The organism is Allobosea sp. BE125, from assembly GCF_031456075.1.
Taxonomy (GTDB): Bacteria; Pseudomonadota; Alphaproteobacteria; order Rhizobiales; family Beijerinckiaceae; genus Allobosea.
Map to the genome: position 1 here is coordinate 130510 of NZ_JAVDTY010000014.1, position 18140 is coordinate 148649.

Here is an 18140-nt window from a genome sequence, read left to right on the forward strand (position 1 = left end):
CTCACTCCGCCGCGCGCTGCAGCGCGCTGCGGCCGCGGTCGAGATCGCGCGAGACCAGCCGCGCCACGGTCGCGGCGGCGTCGCCGACCTCGGCGCGGTAGCCGGCAATACCGCGGCTGAACAGGTTGTAGATGATCACGGCGGGAATGGCGGCGACGAGGCCGATCGCGGTGGCGAGCAGCGCCTCGGCGATGCCCGGAGCGACCACGGCGAGGTTTGTGGTCTGCGCCTTGGAGATGCCGATGAACGAATTCATGATGCCCCAGACGGTGCCGAACAGGCCGACGAAGGGCGCAGTCGAGCCGATCGTCGCCAGCCAGCCCGTGCCGCGCGCGATCTCGCGGCTGGCGGCGAGCTCGATCCGATGCAGCCGCGAGACGACGCGCTCCTTGATGCCGTCCTTGTCATAGGCCTGCTTGGAAGCCTGCATCTCCTCCACACCGGCCTCGATCAGCTTGCGGCCGAGCCTTTGCGCCTTGCCGAGCGCCAGCGAAGCCTCACCGAGGGTGGTCTGCTTTGCCAGGATCCGGGTCGCCTGCCGCAGCCGGCGCTTGGCGGCGCTCAATTCGAGCGTCTTGGCGAGCCCGATCGTCCAGGTCACGACCGAGGCGAAGGCCAAGCCCACCATCACCGATTTCACGACGATATCGGCGGCCATGAACATCGACCAGGGCGAGAGGTCGTGCGGCATGGTCGAGGCCTGCGCATGGGCAAAAGCGGGGATGAACAGGAACGTCACAGCGGCTGCGAGGCGCAGCGCCCGGCGATGTCCGGTGGTTGATTGGCGCGTCATGGTCACATCTCGGCCCAGTGGCGAATGAGGTTGTGGTGGCTTCCCGTCAGGCGGCCGCTGGCCCACGCCGCGGTGGTTGCTCGGGTTCGGCGATCTGGGTGGCCGGGGGAGCCGTGGCGGCCTGTCGCGAACGGGCTTGTCTTTAAGGCGCGATGTTGGCGAGTCAATGGCTCGAATGCAATGCAGCATGCGAAATATATATTCAATATCAGTATCTTAGAGAGATTCTAAGGAAAGGCCGAGCGGCCGGGAAGGGGACTTGCGTGGGCTGCTTTCGTTCATCGGCCGTTCATGTCAAGTTCATTCGGTCGCGGCTAAGTGTCTGTTAAGGCTCGCTTGCGGCGGGACGATCCGGTTGCGTGGTCTGGGGGGATCCGTCGCTGTTGCCGAGCTCGGACGACATGCAAGGCGTGGCCGGGCTGCCGAGTGACCGGCAGGTCGCCTGGCGTTTCGCAGCGTTGACCGGCGGCTTCTGGCGAGGCGCGAGCGCCCGCCGCGCCTGGTTCTGGTCGCTCCTCCTCGCAGCTGCGATCATTCTCTCCGTTTTCGCCAATGTCACCGTCAATCGCTGGAACGGCTGGTTCTTCGACGCGCTGGAGAAGAAGGACAGCGAGAGTGCGCTGATTGCGATGGCGGTCTTTCCGGTGCTGGTTCTGATCGCGGCCGGGCTCGGCGTCGTCATCCTCGTCGCCCGCGAGACCTTCCAGGTGCATTGGCGACAATGGGTCACGGGCAAGCTGGCCGATGGCTGGATCAATGAGCGCCGCTTCTTCCGACTAGGCCTCTCCGGCTACGAGCCGGCCAATCCCGAATACCGCATCGCCGACGATGTCCGCTGGGCGACCGAGCCGGTGGTCGATTTCGCCATCGGCCTGCTCACGGCGGTCATCACCATCATCACCTTCATCGAGATCCTCTGGGAGATCGGCGGCGCGCTGCAGATCGCGACCAGTGGCGGCCGGGTCACGATCCCCGCCTATATGGTGCTGGCGGCGATCGTCTATGCCGTGCTCGTCTCCCTCCTCATCAGCATCGTCGGGCGCCGCCTGCCGCGCCTGATCGCGGCGCGCAATGAGGGCGAGGCGCGATTGCGTTTCTCCCTGATGCGCATCCGCGACCATGGCGAGACGATCGCGCTCGCCCGTACCGAGCCCAGCGAGCGCCGCGCCGTGGCGCAGACCTATGACGGTCTCGTCAGGCGCTGGCTTGCGATGATCCGCCAGCGCGGCCGTTTGACCTGGATCACCAATGGCAGCGGTGCGCTCGTGCCGGTGGTGCCGCTGCTGCTGGCCGCGCCGAAATACCTCTCCGGCGAGATGTCGCTCGGTGGCGTCGTTCAGGTCGCGGCGGCCTTCGTGGCGGTGCAGAACGCCTTCAACTGGCTGCTCGACAACTTCATGCGCATCGCCGAATGGCTTGCGGCCGCAAGGCGCGTCAATGAACTCGCCGATGCGCTGCAGCGCGTCGACGGCGAGCCTCCGGGCGACCATCTCAGCGTGACGCCGAGCTCCGACGGTCTGCTGCGGCTGCATGAGGTCACGCTGATCGACCGCGACGGCCGCACGCTCGCCGCAGATATCGGCCTGTCGCTGCCGCCGGGCGCGACGCTGCATCTCTCGGGCGAACTGGGCCTCGGCAAGGCCGCCCTGATCCAGGCGATCGCCGGCCTCTGGCCCTGGGGACGGGGCGAGATCGCGCTGCCGCGGGAGGCGCTGGTGACGGTCGTGCCGCAGAAACTGCATCTGACCGAGGGCAGCTTGCGGGCCGTGCTCGATACCGGGCTGACCCGGCCCTCCGAGCCTCTGCTGGAGGCCCTGCGCCGCTATGGCCTGTCGGCTCTCGCGCCGCGGCTCGACGAGATCAGCGACTGGGACAAGGAACTCGCGACCGGGGACCGGCAGCGCCTCGCGCTCGCCCGTGCCGAGCTGGAGGCGCCCGACATTATCCTGCTCGACGAGGCGACGAGCGCGCTCGAGACCGACATGGCGCTGGAGCTGATCGAGGAATTGCGTGCGGCACGGCCGGACGCGATCATTCTCGCCTTCGGCCAGAGCGCCGGCTTCGCCGAGGCCGCGACGCATCGTCTGGTTCTGAAGCGGGCCGGCGGCGTCGTGCGCATGGCCGGTGCCGACAAGGCGCGTTCGGGCGCGCATGCCGAACTGGCGGAATAGGGCGCGCGATGAACCTCCTCCCGTGCCTGCGACCCCATCCTTCCCCAAAGCCGCCGGTGGGAGCGCCGGCGCTCATGCCAAGGAGCCGACATCGATGACAGCCGCGACGATGAACATCTGGGACGTCTATTGGGGCCTTCGCGTCGACCAATGCCCCTGCGACGTGCATTTCGTCGAATGGCTGGAGGAGGAGGGGCTCACCGACAAGCGCATCTACCATTTCGGCACGGGCGGGCATCATTATGTCGGCATCCGCTGCGCCGAGCCGGAATTGAACAACACCGTGCTCGGCATTACCGCCTCGCCCAAGGAATATGACGCCTTCGTCAAGCTGGCGACGGCAAGCCCGACCATCACCAAGACCTATTCAGCCTATTTCGGCGACATCTACACGAGCAACGCCAAGCTGCTGCCGCGCTTCGACATCGTGACGCTGTTCCATGCCTGCGAGTTCAGGACGCAGGCCAACGACGCCTATGGCGCGCTGACCGACCGCGAGGTGATCGACCTCTTCACCGCCCAGACCGATATTGGCGGCTATCTCCTGTTCTACACCGGCTCCTTCGCCTACGCCTCGGCCGAGCCGATTATCGCAGACTGGGCCGCCACCGCGCAGGTCGACGAGGTCGCGAGCTTCAAGACGCTGCGGGTGTTCCGGAAGACCGGCTGAGGGAGGTGAGGGCGGGTGCGGAGCACAACGCCTTCAACGAACCAGGGCGTCATTCTCGGGCTTGTGCCCTGAGAATCTCATGACCAGAGTGCTCTGATTTACGAGATGGTGGGTCAAGCCCGACCATGACGCGCTTCGGATCCCGGATCAGCGCCGCGGAGCCTGTCCTTGGGCCGGCCGAAGGCCGGACCCGAGGGCGGCTTGTCCAGGATGACGGCGTGGTTCCGATCCAGGACAACATGCCCGAAGCGGTAAGGATTGCTCACGGCGGCGCGTGGCGTTACGTTTGTTCTGCAACTCGTCGAGAAAGGAGGGCCGCGTGATCACGTTTGTTCGTCACCATCATACGCGTGGCCCGGTCAACGCCCTGCAAAGCTGTTTGCAGGGCTGACCAGAGACGATTGCTTCACGGTTCTCTTCCCGGTCTGCCCTTCGTGGTAGCGCGGCGTTGAGCCTGCACAGGCTCGCGGCCCGCGCCTCTTCATACCATACCGAGCTTGGGAGGCTGCGGCCCCCAGTCCCGCATCGCGCGGCAGCAAAACGGCCTGCTGCGCATGCGGCCACGGCTCGGGCAGAGCAGAGGCCGACAATGGCATTGATCAATCTGAGGAATCTCGGCGTCACCTTGGGCACGCCGCTCTTTTCGAATCTGGACCTGACGATCGGGGCGAATGACCGCCTCGGCCTCGTCGCCGCCAATGGCCGGGGCAAGTCGACGCTCCTGCGCGCTATCGCTGGCGGGTTCGAGCCCAGTACGGGCGAGATCACGCGCTCGCGCGGCTTGCGCGTCGGGTATGTCGAACAGGACATTCCGGCCCGGTTCGCAGAGACGGCCTTCCATGACCTCGTCCGCCAGGCCTTGCCGGCGGAGCAGGCCGACAGCGAAGGCTGGCGCGTCGATGTGGTGCTCGACTCGCTCGAGGTTCCCGAACTGCTGCGCCAGCGTCCGCTCTCGCATCTGAGCGGCGGCTGGCAGAGGCTGGCGATGCTGGCGCGCATCTGGGTGACCGAGCCCGATCTGCTGCTGCTGGACGAGCCGACCAACCATCTCGATCTCGCCCGGATCAGCCAATTGGAAGACTGGCTCAACGCCCTGCCGCGCGAGGTGCCCGTGGTCATTTCGAGCCATGACCGCGCCTTCCTGGACGCGACGACCAACCGGACGCTGTTCCTGCGCCCGGAGCGCTCCCAGGTCTTCGCCCTGCCCTATACGAGGGCGCGCATGGCGCTCGACGAGGTCGATGCTTCGCAGGAGCGCCGGTTCCAGCGCGATCTGAAGACCGCCCAGCAATTGCGCCGGCAGGCCGCGAAGCTCAGGAATATCGGGATCAACTCCGGCAGCGACCTCCTGGTGGTCAAGACCAAGCAACTCAAGGAAAGAGCCGAGCGCCTGGAGGATGCCGCCTTGCCCGCGCATCGCGAGCGTTCGGCGGGGGCGATCAGGCTCGCCAATCGCGGCACCCATGCCAAGGTCCTGGTCACGCTCGACGATGCGGCCATCGCGGCGCCTGACGGGACGCTGCTGTTCAAGACAGGCAAGCGCTGGATCAACCAGGGCGATCGCATCGTCCTGCTCGGAGCCAACGGGACCGGCAAGTCGCGCCTCGTCGGCCTGATCCGGCGCGCGATCGTGGAACCTCAGGGAGCGCCGGAGGCGATCAGGGCGACGCCGTCCCTGAAGCTCGGCTATAGCGACCAAAACCTGTCCGAGCTTGCGCCTGACGATACGCCAGGGGCGGCGATTACCCGGCGGTTCGATGTCGGCGATCAGCGCGCCCGCTCGCTGCTGGCCGGCGCGGGCTTGACCATCGAGATGCAGGACGGCCCCATAGGCCGCCTCTCCGGCGGCCAAAAGGCGCGCTTGATGATGCTGGTCCTGCGCCTGGCCAATCCCAACTTCTACCTGCTGGACGAACCGACCAACCATCTCGACATCGAGGGGCAGGAGGCGCTGGAGGGCGAGTTGATGGACCATGAGGCGAGCGGCCTGTTGGTCTCGCATGACCGCAGCTTCGCCCGGACCGTCGGCAATCGCTTCTGGCTGATCGAGAAGCGGCGCCTGGTCGAGGTCGAGGGGCCGGATGCGCTCTTCGCGTCCGTTGCCAGGCGGGATGCTTGATGCATGGCACCAGGATCCTCGCGCTATAAGGCGGCCGCAAAGGCGGCCTCATAGCGCGGGGCCGTGTCCCGGAAAAGCCGCCGGGCGCGACCTGCGTCAGCCTCATGGCGCGCATTCGCCGCGCCGTTCCGGCTTGTGCATCCCGGTCGAGGCGTTATCTGTCGGGCAAGGTCGCGTCCTGTGGCCTGTCGCCCCGCCCCGGGGATCTGGCGCAGCAGTGCGCGGTCCCGATTAGCCTTCGAGCGAGTTCGCATATGTCCTTCGGCCCGCATGAGCCAGGTATGCCCTTGCGCAGGCGCAGCCGTTGGTGGTGGCTCGGCCCGCTGGCGAGCGCGACGATCTTTGCCGCCTCGCTGGTGGTGCTCTGGTTCATCATCCGGGAGATCGAGCCCGGCGCGCTTGCCGGGGCCTTCGCCAATGCCAGCCAGCGCCAGCTCGGCCTCGCGCTCGGCTTCACCGCGCTGAGCTATCTCCTGCTCACCGGCTATGACGCGCTGGCGCTGAAGCGATTGGGGCTCTCCATCCCCTATCGCACCACGGCGCTCGCCTCCTTCACCAGCTATTCCGTCTCCTTCACGCTCGGCTTCCCGATCGTGACCGGCGGCACGGTGCGCTACTGGATCTATTCGCCCAAAGGCGTGCGCGCCTCCGAGGTCGCGAGCCTGACGGTGATCGCGGGCCTGACCTTCTGGCTCGGCCTCGGCGCGATCCTGTGCGCCTGCCTGTTCTACGATTCCGAGGGCGTCGCACGGCTGGCGCGGACCTCGCCGCTGGTGGTGCAGGGCGTCGGCGCGGCGGTGGCGCTCGGCACGCTGGGCTATCTCGCCTGGATCGCGAGCGGTGAGCGCACCATCCGCGTCAGCGGCTGGAACCTGCCGCTGCCGGGCTTGGGGATCACGCTCGGCCAGATGTGCCTCGGCGCCTGCGAGGTCTGTGCGGCGGCGGCCGTGCTCTTCGTCCTGCTGCCGGGCGGGCACAATATCGACTATCCGAGCTTCCTTGCGGTCTATGTCTTCGCCTGCCTGATCGGCATCGCCAGCCACGCACCCGGCGGCCTCGGCGTCTTCGAGGCGACGATGCTGGTCGCGCTGAGCCGCCTGCCTTACGAGGGCGTGCTCGGTGCGCTGCTGCTCTTCCGCATCATCTATTACCTGCTACCCTTCATCCTGGCGCTGGTTCTGCTGGCGCTGAACGAGATGATCAGGCGGATCAGGCGGCGGGAGCGCTGAATCGCTCCAGCCTTCCTGGGTGTCGCCTATTTCTCCCCGCCCTTGTCGAGATAGCGCGTCGCGCTCAGCGCGATCTTGTGGTCGAGTTCGCCGATCGCCGCCTCATCCTTGTCCTTGTAGGGAATGGCCTGGAGCACGAGGCGGATGGCGTTGAGCCGGGTGCGGAACTTGTCGTTGCCGCGCAGCACGCTCCAGGGCGCCCATGCCGTCGAGCTGCGCTCCAGGATCTCGTCGAAGGCCTCGGAATAGGCGTCGAAGCGCGGGATCGCCTCGAAATCGATCGGTGACAGCTTCCAGCGCTTGAGCGGGTCGTGCCAGCGCGCATGCAGCCGCGTCATCTGCATCTCGCGGCCGATGGTCAGGAAGATTTTTATCATGCGGATGCCGTCGCGCGTCAGCATGCCCTCGAAGACGGGGGCCTCGCGCAGGAAGGCGTCGGTCTGGTCGGGCGTGCAGAAGCCCATCACGCGCTCGACACCGGCGCGATTATACCAGGAGCGGTCGAAGAAGACGATCTCGCCCGCCGCCGGCATCTCCGCGGCGTAGCGCTGGAAATACCATTGTCCCTTCTCGGTGTCGGAGGGCTTTGGCAGCGCCACCACGCGCGCCTGGCGCGGGTTGAGATGCTGGGTGAAGCGGGTGATAGCGCCGCCCTTGCCGGCGCCGTCGCGCCCTTCGAGCACGATGGCGATGCGCTCGCCGCTCTCGCGCACCCAGGCGAGGAGCTTCTGCAATTCGATCTGCAGCGGCTCCATCTCCTTGTCGTAGTGCTTGCGCTTCATGCGCTTGTCATAGGGGTAGCCGCCGCTGCGGAAGGCGGCGTCGATGATGTGCTGGGGCAAGGTCTCCGCTTCGATGTCGAAGGCGTCGGATTTGTTCGCCGGTTTATCCGAGGCGACCCGCTTTTTGGCGGAGGCCTTGGACCGCCCCTTCGCCTTGGGCGGGAGCTGGATGGCCCCCTTCAGCTTGTATCCGGAAAAGCTCTTCGCCATCTGTTTTCTCCTGATCCTTGGCTGGCAAGCTAACCCGTGCGCGCGGTCAGGGGAATTGACGTGCGCCGGCGATCCGATCAGGAAGGCTTCCTCTCGCATCGTCCGGCTCTCGCGCCTGCCTCGGTGGCGAGAGGACAGCGCAAGGTGCCGCGCCCGATGTTCGAGACTGTCGACCCCAATGCCCCCGCCACGCTTGCCCTGATCGGGGCGCTCGGCTCGGCCGTCGTCCTGCTCGATGCGCAAGGCGTCGTCCAGGCGCTGAGCCCGGCGATGAACGCGCTGATCCCGGCGCTCGACAAGGGCCGGCAGCTGACGCTCGTGATGCGTGATCCCGATCTGATCGGGGCGATGGAGCAGGTCTCGAGCCAGGGTGGGCGCCGCGTCATCGAACTGGTCGAGCGCGTGCCGGTCGAGCGCACCTTTCGGATCCATATTGCGGCGTTGCGGACTGCGGGCGGGCGCCGCTCCTTGCTGCTGACCTTCGAGGATCTCAGCGAGCAGCGCGTCACCGAGCGCATGCGGGTCGATTTCGTTGCCAATGCCAGCCATGAACTGCGCACGCCTTTGGCCTCGCTGCTCGGCTTCGTCGAGACGCTGCAGGGCCCCGCCCGCAACGATGCCGGCGCGCGCGACCGCTTCCTGACGATCATGCGCGAGCAGGGCTTGCGCATGGCGCGCCTCGTCGACGATCTGCTCTCGCTCTCGCGCATCGAGCTGCGCGCCCATCTGGCGCCTGAAACCCCGGTCGATCTCGCCGGTATCTCGCGCGAGATCGTCGATTCGCTGACGCTGATGGCGCGCGAGCGCAATGTGAATCTGCGCCTGTCGCTGCCCGAGCAGCCGGTCAAGGTCGCCGGCGACCGCGACGAATTGCTGCGGCTGATGGAGAATCTGGTCGAGAACGCCATCAAATATGGCCGCAAGGACGGCGAGGTCGCGATCGATGTCATCGACGGCGCGACCGAGGCCAGCGTCAGCGTGCGCGACGACGGGCCCGGCATCGCGCCCGAACACCTGCCGCGCCTGACCGAGCGCTTCTACCGGGTCGACACCGCCGCCAGCCGCGAAGCGGGTGGAACCGGCCTTGGCCTGGCCATCGTCAAGCACATCGTGCTGCGCCATCGCGGGCGCCTCACCATCGAGAGCCTGCTGGGGCAGGGCGCGACTTTCAAGGCGATCTTTCCGCGCCTCGGCCCGGCGCCGCGGAGCGCGTCCTGAAGCGTTTGTGACAGCTTTGATGACAGGATGTCATCCGTCTGTCACACAGAAGGTGTTCTGACGGGGCCGCTGAACGTGCGATCCAGAGAGGACATCTCAATGCGCAAAATTCTCATTCTCGCGGCCGCTTCGATCGGTCTGTCCGGCGCCGTCCAGGCTGCCGACATCACCGGCGCCGGCGCTACTTTCCCCTTCCCGATCTACGCCAAATGGGCTGAAGCCTATAAGAAGGAGACCAATATCGGTCTCAATTACCAGTCGATCGGCTCGGGTGGCGGCATTCGCCAGATCAAGGCCAAGACTGTCGCTTTCGGCGCCACCGACGCCCCGCTGAAGGGCGAGGAGTTGACCAAGGAAGGCCTGATCCAGTTCCCGACCGTGATGGGCGGCGTCGTTCCCGCGATCAACGTTGCCGGCATCGAGGCCGGCAAGCTGAAGCTCACGGGCCAGCTCATCGCCGAGATCTATCTCGGCGACATCAAGAAGTGGAACGACCCCAAGATCGCCGCGCTCAATGCCGGCGTGACCCTGCCCGACGCCAGCATCAACCCGGTCTATCGTTCGGACGGCTCGGGCACGACCTTCGTCTGGACCGATTACCTGTCGCGCGTCTCGCCCGACTGGAAGACCAAGATCGGCGCCAACCAGTCGGTCCAGTGGCCGGTCGGCATCGGCGGCAAGGGCAATGAGGGCGTCTCGGCTTCGGTCAAGCAGGTCGCGAACTCGATCGGCTATGTCGAGTACGCCTACGCCAAGCAGAACAAGCTCGCCTTCGCGCTGGTCCAGAACGCCGACGGCAACTACCCGGCCCCCGACGACAAGGCCTTCCAGGCCGCTGCCGCCAACGCCAACTGGAACGAGGCTCCCGGTTTCGGCATCTCGCTGAACAACCAGAAGGGCGCGCAGGCCTGGCCGATCACCTCGGCGACCTTCATCCTCGTCCACGCCAAGCCCGAGAAGCCGGAAGAGGCGCAGGCCGCGCTGAAGTTCTTCGACTGGGCCTATAAGAGCGGCGACCAGCTCGCGACCGGCATCGACTACGTGCCGCTGCCGAGCAACGTCAAGGACATGGTCCGCGCTGCCTGGAAGGGCGTCGTCGACAACTCCGGCAAGCCGATCTTCTGATCGCTCGCCGTCATGGCCGGGCTTGACCCGGCCATCTCATTCAGGAGGCGCAGCCCCGGGCTTCTCGGGTCTGCGCTTCGCTCCGCCCAGGAATGACGGACAACCCACGCTACCGGAGCCCCGCGGATGACCGCCGTGACCCAGATGATGCCCACTGCTGCTGCGCCGCTGCGCAAGACCCCCAAGGGCACGTTCGACATCGTCTTCCGCAATGCCAGCTTCCTGGCTGCGCTGTTCGTGCTGGTGCTGCTCGCCGGCATCATGCTGTCGATGGTCATCGGCGGCTGGCCGGCCTTCCGCGAATTCGGCTTCGGCTTCATCACCTCCAGCGTCTGGGATACCCAGAACGACCAGTACGGCGCCTGGCCGGCCATCGTCGGCACGCTCTCGACCGCGCTGATCGCGCTCGTCATCGGCGTGCCGCTGTCGCTGGGCATCGCGGTCTACCTGACGCAGCTCGCCCCGCCCTGGTTCAAGCAGCCGGTCGCAACCGCCATCGAGCTTCTCGCCGCCGTGCCCTCGATCATCTACGGCATGTGGGGCCTGTTCGTCTTCGTGCCGCTCTTTGCCGCCTATGTTCAGGTGCCGCTCTCCAACATCGTCGAAGGCTTGCCGCTCGTCGGCACGGTGCTGTATTCGCGCTCGCCCTCGGGGCTCGGCATCTTCACCGCCGGCATCATCCTCGCCTTCATGATCATCCCCTTCATCGCCTCGATCACGCGCGACATGCTGGAGCAGATCCCCTCCGTGCTGCGCGAGAGCGCTTATGGAATTGGGGCGACCACCTGGGAGGTCGTGCGCCATGTCCTGGTGCCCCAGGCCGGCGTCTCGATCATCGGCGCGGTCATGCTCGGCCTCGGCCGCGCGCTCGGCGAGACCATGGCGGTGACCTTCGTCGTCGGCAACGCCAACCGGCTCTCGGCCTCGATCCTGGATCCGGGCTCGACCATTGCCTCGCGCATCGCCAATGAGTTCAACGAGGCGCTCGGCCTGCAGCTCAACGCGCTGATCGCGCTCGGCTGCATCCTGTTCTTCGTCACCTTCGTCGTCCTCGTCATCGCGCGCATCCTCGTCTCGCGCGTCAAGACCTACTGATAAGGCAGGCCGATCATGAGCATGACGACCCCCTCCATCGCCTCCCAGACGCCCCATGCCGAATGGGGCCGCGTGCGCCCCGCGCGCCGCACCGCCGACAGGGCGATGAAGCTGATCGCCTCCGGCTTCACCTTCCTCGCCATCTTCGTGCTGTTCTGGATCCTCGGCATGCTGATCGTGAAGGGCGTCGGCGGGCTTTCCCTCACGACCTTCACCCAGGTCACGCCCGGCCCCGGCTCCGATGGCGGCGGCCTTGCCAACGCCATCGTCGGCTCGATCGTGCTGACCTTCCTCGGCATCGCGGTGGCGACGCCGATCGGCGTGCTCGCCGGCACCTATCTCGCCGAATACGGCAAGGGCTCGCAGCTCGCCAATCTGATCCGCTTCATCAACGACATCCTGCTCTCGGCGCCTTCGATCCTGATCGGCCTGTTCGTCTACGTCATCCTGGTCGAGCCGTTCCGCGGCTACTCCGGCTGGGCCGGCGGCGCCGCGCTCGGCATCATCGCGATCCCGGTCATCGTGCGCACCACCGAGGACATGCTGCGGCTGGTTCCGGGGCCGTTGCGCGAGGCTGGTGCTGCGCTCGGCGCCCCGCCCTCGGTCGTCATCACCAGCGTCACCTGGCGGGCGGCGAAATCGGGCATGGTCACCGGTATTCTGCTGGCGCTCGCCCGCATCGCCGGCGAGACCGCACCATTGATCTTCACCGCGCTGAACAACAATTTCTGGTTCTCGCCGACGCTCTCGGGCGGCGTCTCGAACCTGCCGGTGACGATCTACCAGTTCGCCTCCGCCCCTTACGAGAACTGGCAGCAGCTCGCCTGGGCCGGTTCGCTGATCATCACCGTCTCGATCCTGCTGCTCTCGCTGATCGCGCGCCGTATCGTGCGCGGCAGCAAGTGAACGGCTACCCTGAACCCTCGTCGCGTTCGATCTGAAGGAAGAAGTCGATGCTTTCGACGCTGGAACTGAGCCCGCAAACGCTCGATGCCGAAGCCCCGGTCAGGATCGCGGTCAAGAACCTCGATTTCTACTACGGCGAGCACAAGGCGCTGAAGAACGTCAATCTCGATTTCCGTGACCGTCACGTCACGGCGCTGATCGGCCCCTCGGGCTGCGGCAAGTCGACCCTGCTGCGCATCTTCAACCGCATCTATTCGCTCTATCCCGAGCAGCGCGCCACCGGCGAGGTCATGCTCGACGGCCGCAACGTCATCTCCAACGATGTCGACGTGAACGAGCTGCGCTCGCGCATCGGCATGGTCTTCCAGAAGCCGACGCCCTTCCCGATGTCGATCTACGACAATGTCGCCTTCGGCATCCGGCTCTATGAGAAGCCGCCGAAGTCGGAGCTCGACGACCGCGTCGAGGGCGCGCTGCGCCGCTCCGCCCTCTGGGACGAGGTCAAGGACAAGCTCAAGATGTCCGGCATGGGCCTCTCGGGCGGCCAGCAGCAGCGCCTGTGCATTGCGCGCACCATCGCGCAGAAGCCGGAGGTGATCCTGTTCGACGAGCCGACCTCGGCGCTCGATCCGATCTCGACCGGCAAGATCGAGGACCTGCTGGAGCAGCTCAAGACCGATTTCACCATCGTCATCGTCACCCACAACATGCAGCAGGCGGCGCGTATCTCGCAGTACACCGCCTTCATGTATCTCGGCGAGGTGATCGAGTTCGCGCCGACCAACACCATCTTCATGAACCCGCACAAGAAGCAGACGCAGGACTATGTCACCGGCCGCTTCGGCTGACTGTCGAACCCTGTTTTCGCTCCCAGAGGATCCGCCGCGATGACCGAACATATCGTCCGCTCCTACGACGCCGAACTCGAGGGGCTGCGCCGCAGCCTCGCCGAGATGGGCGGCATGTCCGAGCGCATGCTCGGCGATTCCACCGTGGCGCTGGTGCGCCGCGACACCACGCTCGCCCAGAAGGTGATCAGCGCCGACCAGCGCCTCGACAACCTCCAGCGCGATGTCGAGGAGCGCGCGGTCCTGACCATCGCCCGGCGCCAGCCGCTGGCGAACGACCTGCGTGAATTGATCTCGGCGATCCGCATCGCCGCCGACATCGAGCGCGTCGGCGATCTCGCCAAGAACATCGCCAAGCGCGCGGTCGCGATCTCCGGCCAGTTCCAGCCGCCGCACCGCGCCGTGGTCGGGCTCGAGCATATGAGCCGGCTCGTCCAGGCCCAGCTCAAGGACGTGCTCGATGCCTATGCCGCGAGCAACGAGCAGAAGGCCATGGAGGTCTGGCGCCGCGACGACGAGATCGACGCGCTCTACACCTCGCTCTTCCGCGAATTGCTGACCTATATGATGGAAGATCCGCGCAACATCACCTTCTGCACGCATCTCCTGTTCTGCGCCAAGAACGTCGAGCGCATCGGCGATCACACCACCAATATCGCCGAGACGATCCACTATCTCGTCACCGGCGAGTCGCTCGACCTCAACCGCCCGAAGCTCGACACCACCGACATCAATGTCGAGGCCACGGCCGGTCAATAACGTTCGTCATCGGAAACGCACATGCCCGCACGCATCCTGATCGTCGAGGACGAGGAGCCGCTCACCCTGCTCCTGCGCTACAATCTCGAAGCCGAGGGTTTCGAGGTCGACAGCGTCGCGCGCGGCGACGATGCCGAACTGCATCTGCGCGACCACACGCCCGACCTCGTCCTGCTCGACTGGATGCTGCCGGGCCTGTCGGGCATCGAGCTCTGCCGCCGCCTGCGCACGCGCAGGGACACGGAGCGCGTGCCGATCATCATGCTGACCGCGCGCGGCGAGGAGACCGAGCGCGTGCGCGGCCTCGCCACCGGCGCCGATGACTACGTGGTCAAGCCGTTCTCGCTGCCTGAACTGATCGCGCGCATCCAGGCGCTGCTGCGCCGGGCGAAGCCTGGCCATGTCGCGGGGCTGCTTGCGGCCGGCGATCTCGAGCTCGACCGCACGACGCGCCGCGTCCGCCGCTCCGGCGCGGAACTGCATCTCGGCCCGACCGAATTCCGCCTGCTCGAATTCCTGATGCAGGCGCCTGGCCGGGTCTATTCCCGCGCACAGCTTCTCGATGCCGTCTGGGGTCGCGACGTCTATATCGACGAGCGCACGGTCGACGTTCATGTCGGGCGCCTGCGCAAGGCGATCACGCCCGGCGACGCAAAGGACCCGCTGCGCACGGTGCGCGGCGCGGGCTACGCTTTCGACGAGACCTTCGCGCGGGGGTGATGCTACGTCATTCTCGGGTTTGACCCGAGAATCTCCATTCGCATAAAGCACCATTCGGTTCGGCATGAGATGCTCGGGTCAAGCCCGAGCATGACGATCGCGCTTGACCCGCGCCCCTGCCGGCTCCAAGCCCTCCCGATGCAAAATAAATCCATCGCGATCATCGGCGCAGGCCCCTCCGGCCTGATCGCCGCCGAGCGGCTGTCCGCCGCCGGCCACGCCGTTACGGTCTATGACCGCATGCCCTCGCCGGCGCGCAAATTCCTGCTTGCCGGCCGCGGCGGGCTGAACCTGACCCATTCCGAGCCGCTCGATCAGTTCCTGACGCGCTATCGCGGCGCGCAGGCCTGGCTCGAACCGGCGATCCGCGCCTTCCCGCCGCAGGCTTTGCGCGATTGGGCCGACGCTCTCGGCGCCGACAGCTTCATCGGCACGAGTGGGCGCGTCTTCCCCAGGGTGATGAAGGCCTCGCCCCTGCTGCGCGCCTGGCTGCGCCGGCTGGAGGGGCAGGGCGTGACATTCGCTCCGGGCAGGCTCTGGACCGGCTGGAGCGCCGATGGCGCGCTCGCCTTCCAGACCCGCGATGGCGGCGTCGAAACGATCCGGCCCGGCGCGACCTTGCTGGCGCTCGGCGGCGCGAGCTGGCCGCGCCTTGGCTCGGATGGCGGCTGGGTGCCTCGGCTCGCAGAGCGTGGCGTCAGCGTCGCGCCGCTGCTGCCGGCCAATGGCGGTTTCACCGTCGCCTGGTCGGCGATGATGCGCGAGCGCTTCAGCGGAGCGCCGTTGAAGCGCATCGTCATCCGTTTCGGTGAGCGTCAGGCCACTGGCGAAGGGATGATCGATGCCGACGGCATCGAGGGCGGGGCGGTCTATGCGCTGTCGGGCCTGCTGCGCGAGGCGATCCTGCGCGAGGGCAGGGCGGCGGTCACGCTCGACCTGCGGCCCGACATGGAGACGGCGCGTCTCATCGAGCGTCTGGCGAAGCGCCGCAAGGGCGAGACGCTGAGCAACCATCTGCGCAAGGCGGCGGGCCTGTCGCCGGCTGCGATCGCGCTCCTGCGCGAGGCGAGCCCGGGCCTGCCTGAGGACGCAGCAGCCTTGGCGGCGCTGATCAAGGCTGCTCCCCTCACATTCACCGGCCTCGCCCCGATCGCGCGCGCGATTTCGAGCGCCGGCGGCATCGAAGCCGGCGCGGTCACCCCCGATTTCATGCTGACGGCGCTGCACGGCGTCTTCGTCGCCGGCGAGATGCTGGACTGGGAGGCCCCGACCGGCGGCTACCTGCTGCAGGCCTGCTTCGCCACCGGCGTCGCGGCGGCGGCCGGGCTGGAGGCTTGGCTGAAACAGAGACAAGTCGGGCGCGGGGAACCCTTCTCCTGTAAGGAGAAGGGCAGGGATGAGGTGTCGGCCCCTTGACTAGCAAAGCGCCGAGCTAACCACGCGCGGCGGTGAGGCTGTGCTCCACGCGGATAACGGCCGACACCTCACCCTACCCTCTCCTTACAGGAGAGGGTTCTCTGTCGAGGTTCCGCCCCCCACCAACACAGGAGAGGAGCTCTCCGCAGGCCCCCGAAGCCGGACCTCACGCGTCGTGAGGTGAGGCCATCCCGCGCTCGCGGTCCCGGGTCAGCTCATAGATGGCGCCGAGATCGTGGCTCACCAGCATGACGGCGTCCTGGCTCAACGGCTTGGCCTGGACCGCTCCACTGGTCAGCAGGAAGAGCTGCACCAGCGCCGAGCGCCCGGCATCGTCCAGGCTCATGACCTGCGTCAGCAGCCAGAGATCGTCGGGGAGGTCGAAATGGGACGCGACTTCCAGCAGCGGGGCGTAGCGTGGGTGCCGATTCATCAGCGTCGCTAGGGTCGCTAGCGCGTTTCCGAGGTCTTGCCGTTCCTGGGAGGACAAGGGCGAATAGGCGTGCTCGTCATACATGGTTGGTTCGCCTTTCCTTGATGATGCGCGGCCCATGCCGCCGGTCGACCAGTGTCGGGGCCGCAATCCGCTTGAATGCGAGCGTGTTGCGCCAGGCCTCTTCGGTCACGCTGATCATCGTGCCGATGCAGGACATGCCGTCGATCATCGTCGGCAGACCAAGCGGCTTGACCTCCCAGCCGAGCTCCAGGAAGCGCGGCATCCACCAGGTTTCCATCACGACAGTGATCGCGCTGAAATTCTGCTCCAGGCAGTATTCGAGCATGCCGGCGAGGACGGTGTGCAGCACGGCGGATTCGCGGCCGCGATACTCGGGAACCACGAAGATCCGGGTCCATTCGACGATGTCGGGGCCGCGCTGCAGGCCGCGGATATTGGCGAGGTAGGGAAAGACCTCGCTCATCAGATGCGGGCAGAGCGTCGGCACGAGGCGGGAGCCCCCGATGACCTTGCCGTCCTTCAGCGCCAGCAGATAGACCGCGTCGTCGGTGTCGAACTGGTCGACCTCGCGTCCGTCGGGGCGCTCCAGCTCCATCCAGCGGCGCTCCTCGACATAGATGCGGTGCCGGATGCGGAAATGTTCCTCGATCTGCTCGGCATAGAGCCGGCGATTGGAGGCGTCGATGATGTGAATCATGTGCTCTTCCCCAGCGGCGTGAGGAAGAATTCTCTGCCTATCCGCGCCGGGCGGAATCCCGGTTTTCCGGGAGTGCCGATGCTTTCGCGGGTCTATAGACTAAAGTTGGATCTCGCCGCGCAGATGCGCCTCGACCACCGTGCGCGTGCGGCCCCGGGCGCCGAGCTTGCGGGCGGCGTTCTGGTAATGCGCCTCGACAGTTCCGGCGCGGATATTGAGCACCTCCGCGACGCCCTCGGTCGATTTGCCGACAGCCATCCAGGTCAGGACCTCGCGCTCCCGCACGGTGAGGCAATGGCCCTGGGTGCCGTGCATGGCGGCCTCGGCCTTGGCATGGGCATAGAGCGACATCAGGTGGATGGCGGAGCGGGACGGCCGCGACAGGTCGGGCTTGTCGCCGGCCATGGTGACGACGGCCTTGAAGCCGTCCTCATTGTGGATCGGCACGCAGAAGCCGTGGATCATCTTGAAGTCGCTGGCGCGCCGCATGATCTCCTGCTGGCGCGCGCTGGCGACCTCCTGGCGATAGACCTCGTCCCAGACGAAAGGGTTTATCGTAGTCTTGCAATGCGCCGCGATCGGGTCGTCATCGGCATAGTTCTGCCGGACATAGAGCTCGAACCAGCCATCGGGCCAGCCATTCAGCAGCACGAGCGGGGCGATCCTGTCGCCGGTCTCCGGCAGGCCGGTGATCAGGAAGGCGTGGAAGCCGAAGCTGGCGAGCTTGTCGCGCAGCGAGGTGATGATCGTCTGGGGATCGTTGAGGCGCGTCAGCACATCGATGAAATCGAGCGCGTCTCGTCCGGCGTCGAAGTGCTGTCCCGACATGAACGGTCCCCAATGGCCGTATTATAGCCGCATTCTTGCAGCGCGTCTCGGGGAGTCAATGCCTCCAGCAAGACCGGGCCTTTCGGGGGAGTTCGGC

At 66.5% G+C, this 18140-nt stretch carries 18 protein-coding genes; 12 read left to right on the plus strand and 6 right to left on the minus strand.

All coding sequences use genetic code 11. From position 1 onward, the window contains the following. Window position 1: 1 nt before the first annotated feature. Together exbB and J2Y55_RS30170 are read right to left on the minus strand one after the other, a co-directional pair. The gene (gene exbB / locus J2Y55_RS26055; RefSeq protein ID WP_310159356.1) at window positions 2-691 is read right to left on the minus strand and encodes a tonB-system energizer ExbB; all 690 of its coding nucleotides are present in this window, start codon (window positions 689-691) and stop codon (window positions 2-4) included. Window positions 692-795: 104 nt separating this feature from the next. Further along, complete coding sequence (locus J2Y55_RS30170; protein ID WP_404979041.1) at window positions 796-999, minus strand: hypothetical protein; 204 nt, start codon at window positions 997-999, stop codon at window positions 796-798. Between the two features lie 177 nt (window positions 1000-1176). On the opposite strand from J2Y55_RS30170, the gene J2Y55_RS26060 reads away from it, so the two are divergent. The 4 genes from J2Y55_RS26060 (at window position 1177) to J2Y55_RS26075 (ending at window position 6982) form a co-directional block, all read left to right on the plus strand. Beyond that, the gene (locus tag J2Y55_RS26060) at window positions 1177-2964 is read left to right on the plus strand and encodes an ABC transporter ATP-binding protein/permease (protein WP_310159269.1); all 1788 of its coding nucleotides are present in this window, start codon (window positions 1177-1179) and stop codon (window positions 2962-2964) included. 94 nt (window positions 2965-3058) lie between these two features. Next, window positions 3059-3634, plus strand: a complete 576-nt coding sequence (locus J2Y55_RS26065) for a hypothetical protein (RefSeq protein WP_310159271.1) — start codon at window positions 3059-3061, stop codon at window positions 3632-3634. Between the two features lie 589 nt (window positions 3635-4223). Then, window positions 4224-5753 carry an ABC-F family ATP-binding cassette domain-containing protein gene (locus J2Y55_RS26070; RefSeq protein WP_310159272.1) on the plus strand — a complete coding sequence of 510 codons (1530 nt, stop codon included), beginning with the start codon at window positions 4224-4226 and terminating at the stop codon, window positions 5751-5753. Between the two features lie 281 nt (window positions 5754-6034). After that, window positions 6035-6982, plus strand: coding sequence for a lysylphosphatidylglycerol synthase domain-containing protein (locus J2Y55_RS26075; protein ID WP_245928405.1), 948 nt, complete (start codon window positions 6035-6037; stop codon window positions 6980-6982). Window positions 6983-7008: 26 nt separating this feature from the next. Here the strand turns inward: J2Y55_RS26075 and ppk2 are convergent, their stop codons facing one another. Then, on the minus strand, window positions 7009-7974 hold the full coding sequence (ppk2, locus tag J2Y55_RS26080; protein WP_310159273.1) for a polyphosphate kinase 2: 966 nt from the start codon (window positions 7972-7974) through the stop codon (window positions 7009-7011). 60 nt (window positions 7975-8034) lie between these two features. Between ppk2 and J2Y55_RS26085 the strand changes: the two genes are divergently transcribed. From J2Y55_RS26085 to J2Y55_RS26120, 8 genes are all read left to right on the plus strand, one after another. Then, the gene (locus J2Y55_RS26085) at window positions 8035-9192 is read left to right on the plus strand and encodes an ATP-binding protein (protein WP_310159274.1); all 1158 of its coding nucleotides are present in this window, start codon (window positions 8035-8037) and stop codon (window positions 9190-9192) included. A gap of 99 nt (window positions 9193-9291) precedes the next feature. Beyond that, on the plus strand, window positions 9292-10317 hold the full coding sequence (gene pstS, locus J2Y55_RS26090; protein ID WP_310159275.1) for a phosphate ABC transporter substrate-binding protein PstS: 1026 nt from the start codon (window positions 9292-9294) through the stop codon (window positions 10315-10317). 126 nt (window positions 10318-10443) lie between these two features. Next, window positions 10444-11412, plus strand: coding sequence for a phosphate ABC transporter permease subunit PstC (pstC, locus tag J2Y55_RS26095; protein WP_310159276.1), 969 nt, complete (start codon window positions 10444-10446; stop codon window positions 11410-11412). Window positions 11413-11427: 15 nt separating this feature from the next. Further along, window positions 11428-12318: a phosphate ABC transporter permease PstA gene (pstA, locus tag J2Y55_RS26100; RefSeq protein WP_404979043.1), complete on the plus strand. Its 891-nt coding sequence runs from the start codon at window positions 11428-11430 to the stop codon at window positions 12316-12318. 47 nt (window positions 12319-12365) lie between these two features. Continuing rightward, the gene (gene pstB / locus J2Y55_RS26105; RefSeq protein WP_310159278.1) at window positions 12366-13166 is read left to right on the plus strand and encodes a phosphate ABC transporter ATP-binding protein PstB; all 801 of its coding nucleotides are present in this window, start codon (window positions 12366-12368) and stop codon (window positions 13164-13166) included. Between the two features lie 39 nt (window positions 13167-13205). Then, entirely contained in the window at window positions 13206-13925 is a 720-nt protein-coding gene (gene phoU / locus J2Y55_RS26110; protein WP_092171012.1) for a phosphate signaling complex protein PhoU, read from the plus strand. Window positions 13926-13946: 21 nt separating this feature from the next. Further along, the gene (gene phoB, locus J2Y55_RS26115) at window positions 13947-14645 is read left to right on the plus strand and encodes a phosphate regulon transcriptional regulator PhoB (protein WP_069689660.1); all 699 of its coding nucleotides are present in this window, start codon (window positions 13947-13949) and stop codon (window positions 14643-14645) included. A gap of 138 nt (window positions 14646-14783) precedes the next feature. Continuing rightward, window positions 14784-16061, plus strand: coding sequence for a TIGR03862 family flavoprotein (locus tag J2Y55_RS26120; protein ID WP_310159281.1), 1278 nt, complete (start codon window positions 14784-14786; stop codon window positions 16059-16061). A 166-nt stretch (window positions 16062-16227) separates the two neighbouring features. Here the strand turns inward: J2Y55_RS26120 and J2Y55_RS26125 are convergent, their stop codons facing one another. The 3 genes from J2Y55_RS26125 to J2Y55_RS26135 form a co-directional block, all read right to left on the minus strand. Next, window positions 16228-16578 (minus strand): hypothetical protein, encoded by a 351-nt coding sequence (locus J2Y55_RS26125; protein ID WP_310159282.1) that lies wholly within the window; start codon window positions 16576-16578, stop codon window positions 16228-16230. Then, window positions 16571-17215 carry an acyl-homoserine-lactone synthase gene (locus J2Y55_RS26130; protein WP_310159283.1) on the minus strand — a complete coding sequence of 215 codons (645 nt, stop codon included), beginning with the start codon at window positions 17213-17215 and terminating at the stop codon, window positions 16571-16573. The genes J2Y55_RS26125 and J2Y55_RS26130 overlap by 8 nt, the downstream gene beginning before the upstream one ends. A gap of 99 nt (window positions 17216-17314) precedes the next feature. Further along, window positions 17315-18043 carry a helix-turn-helix transcriptional regulator gene (locus J2Y55_RS26135; protein ID WP_310159285.1) on the minus strand — a complete coding sequence of 243 codons (729 nt, stop codon included), beginning with the start codon at window positions 18041-18043 and terminating at the stop codon, window positions 17315-17317. Between the last annotated feature and the right edge of the window lie 97 nt (window positions 18044-18140).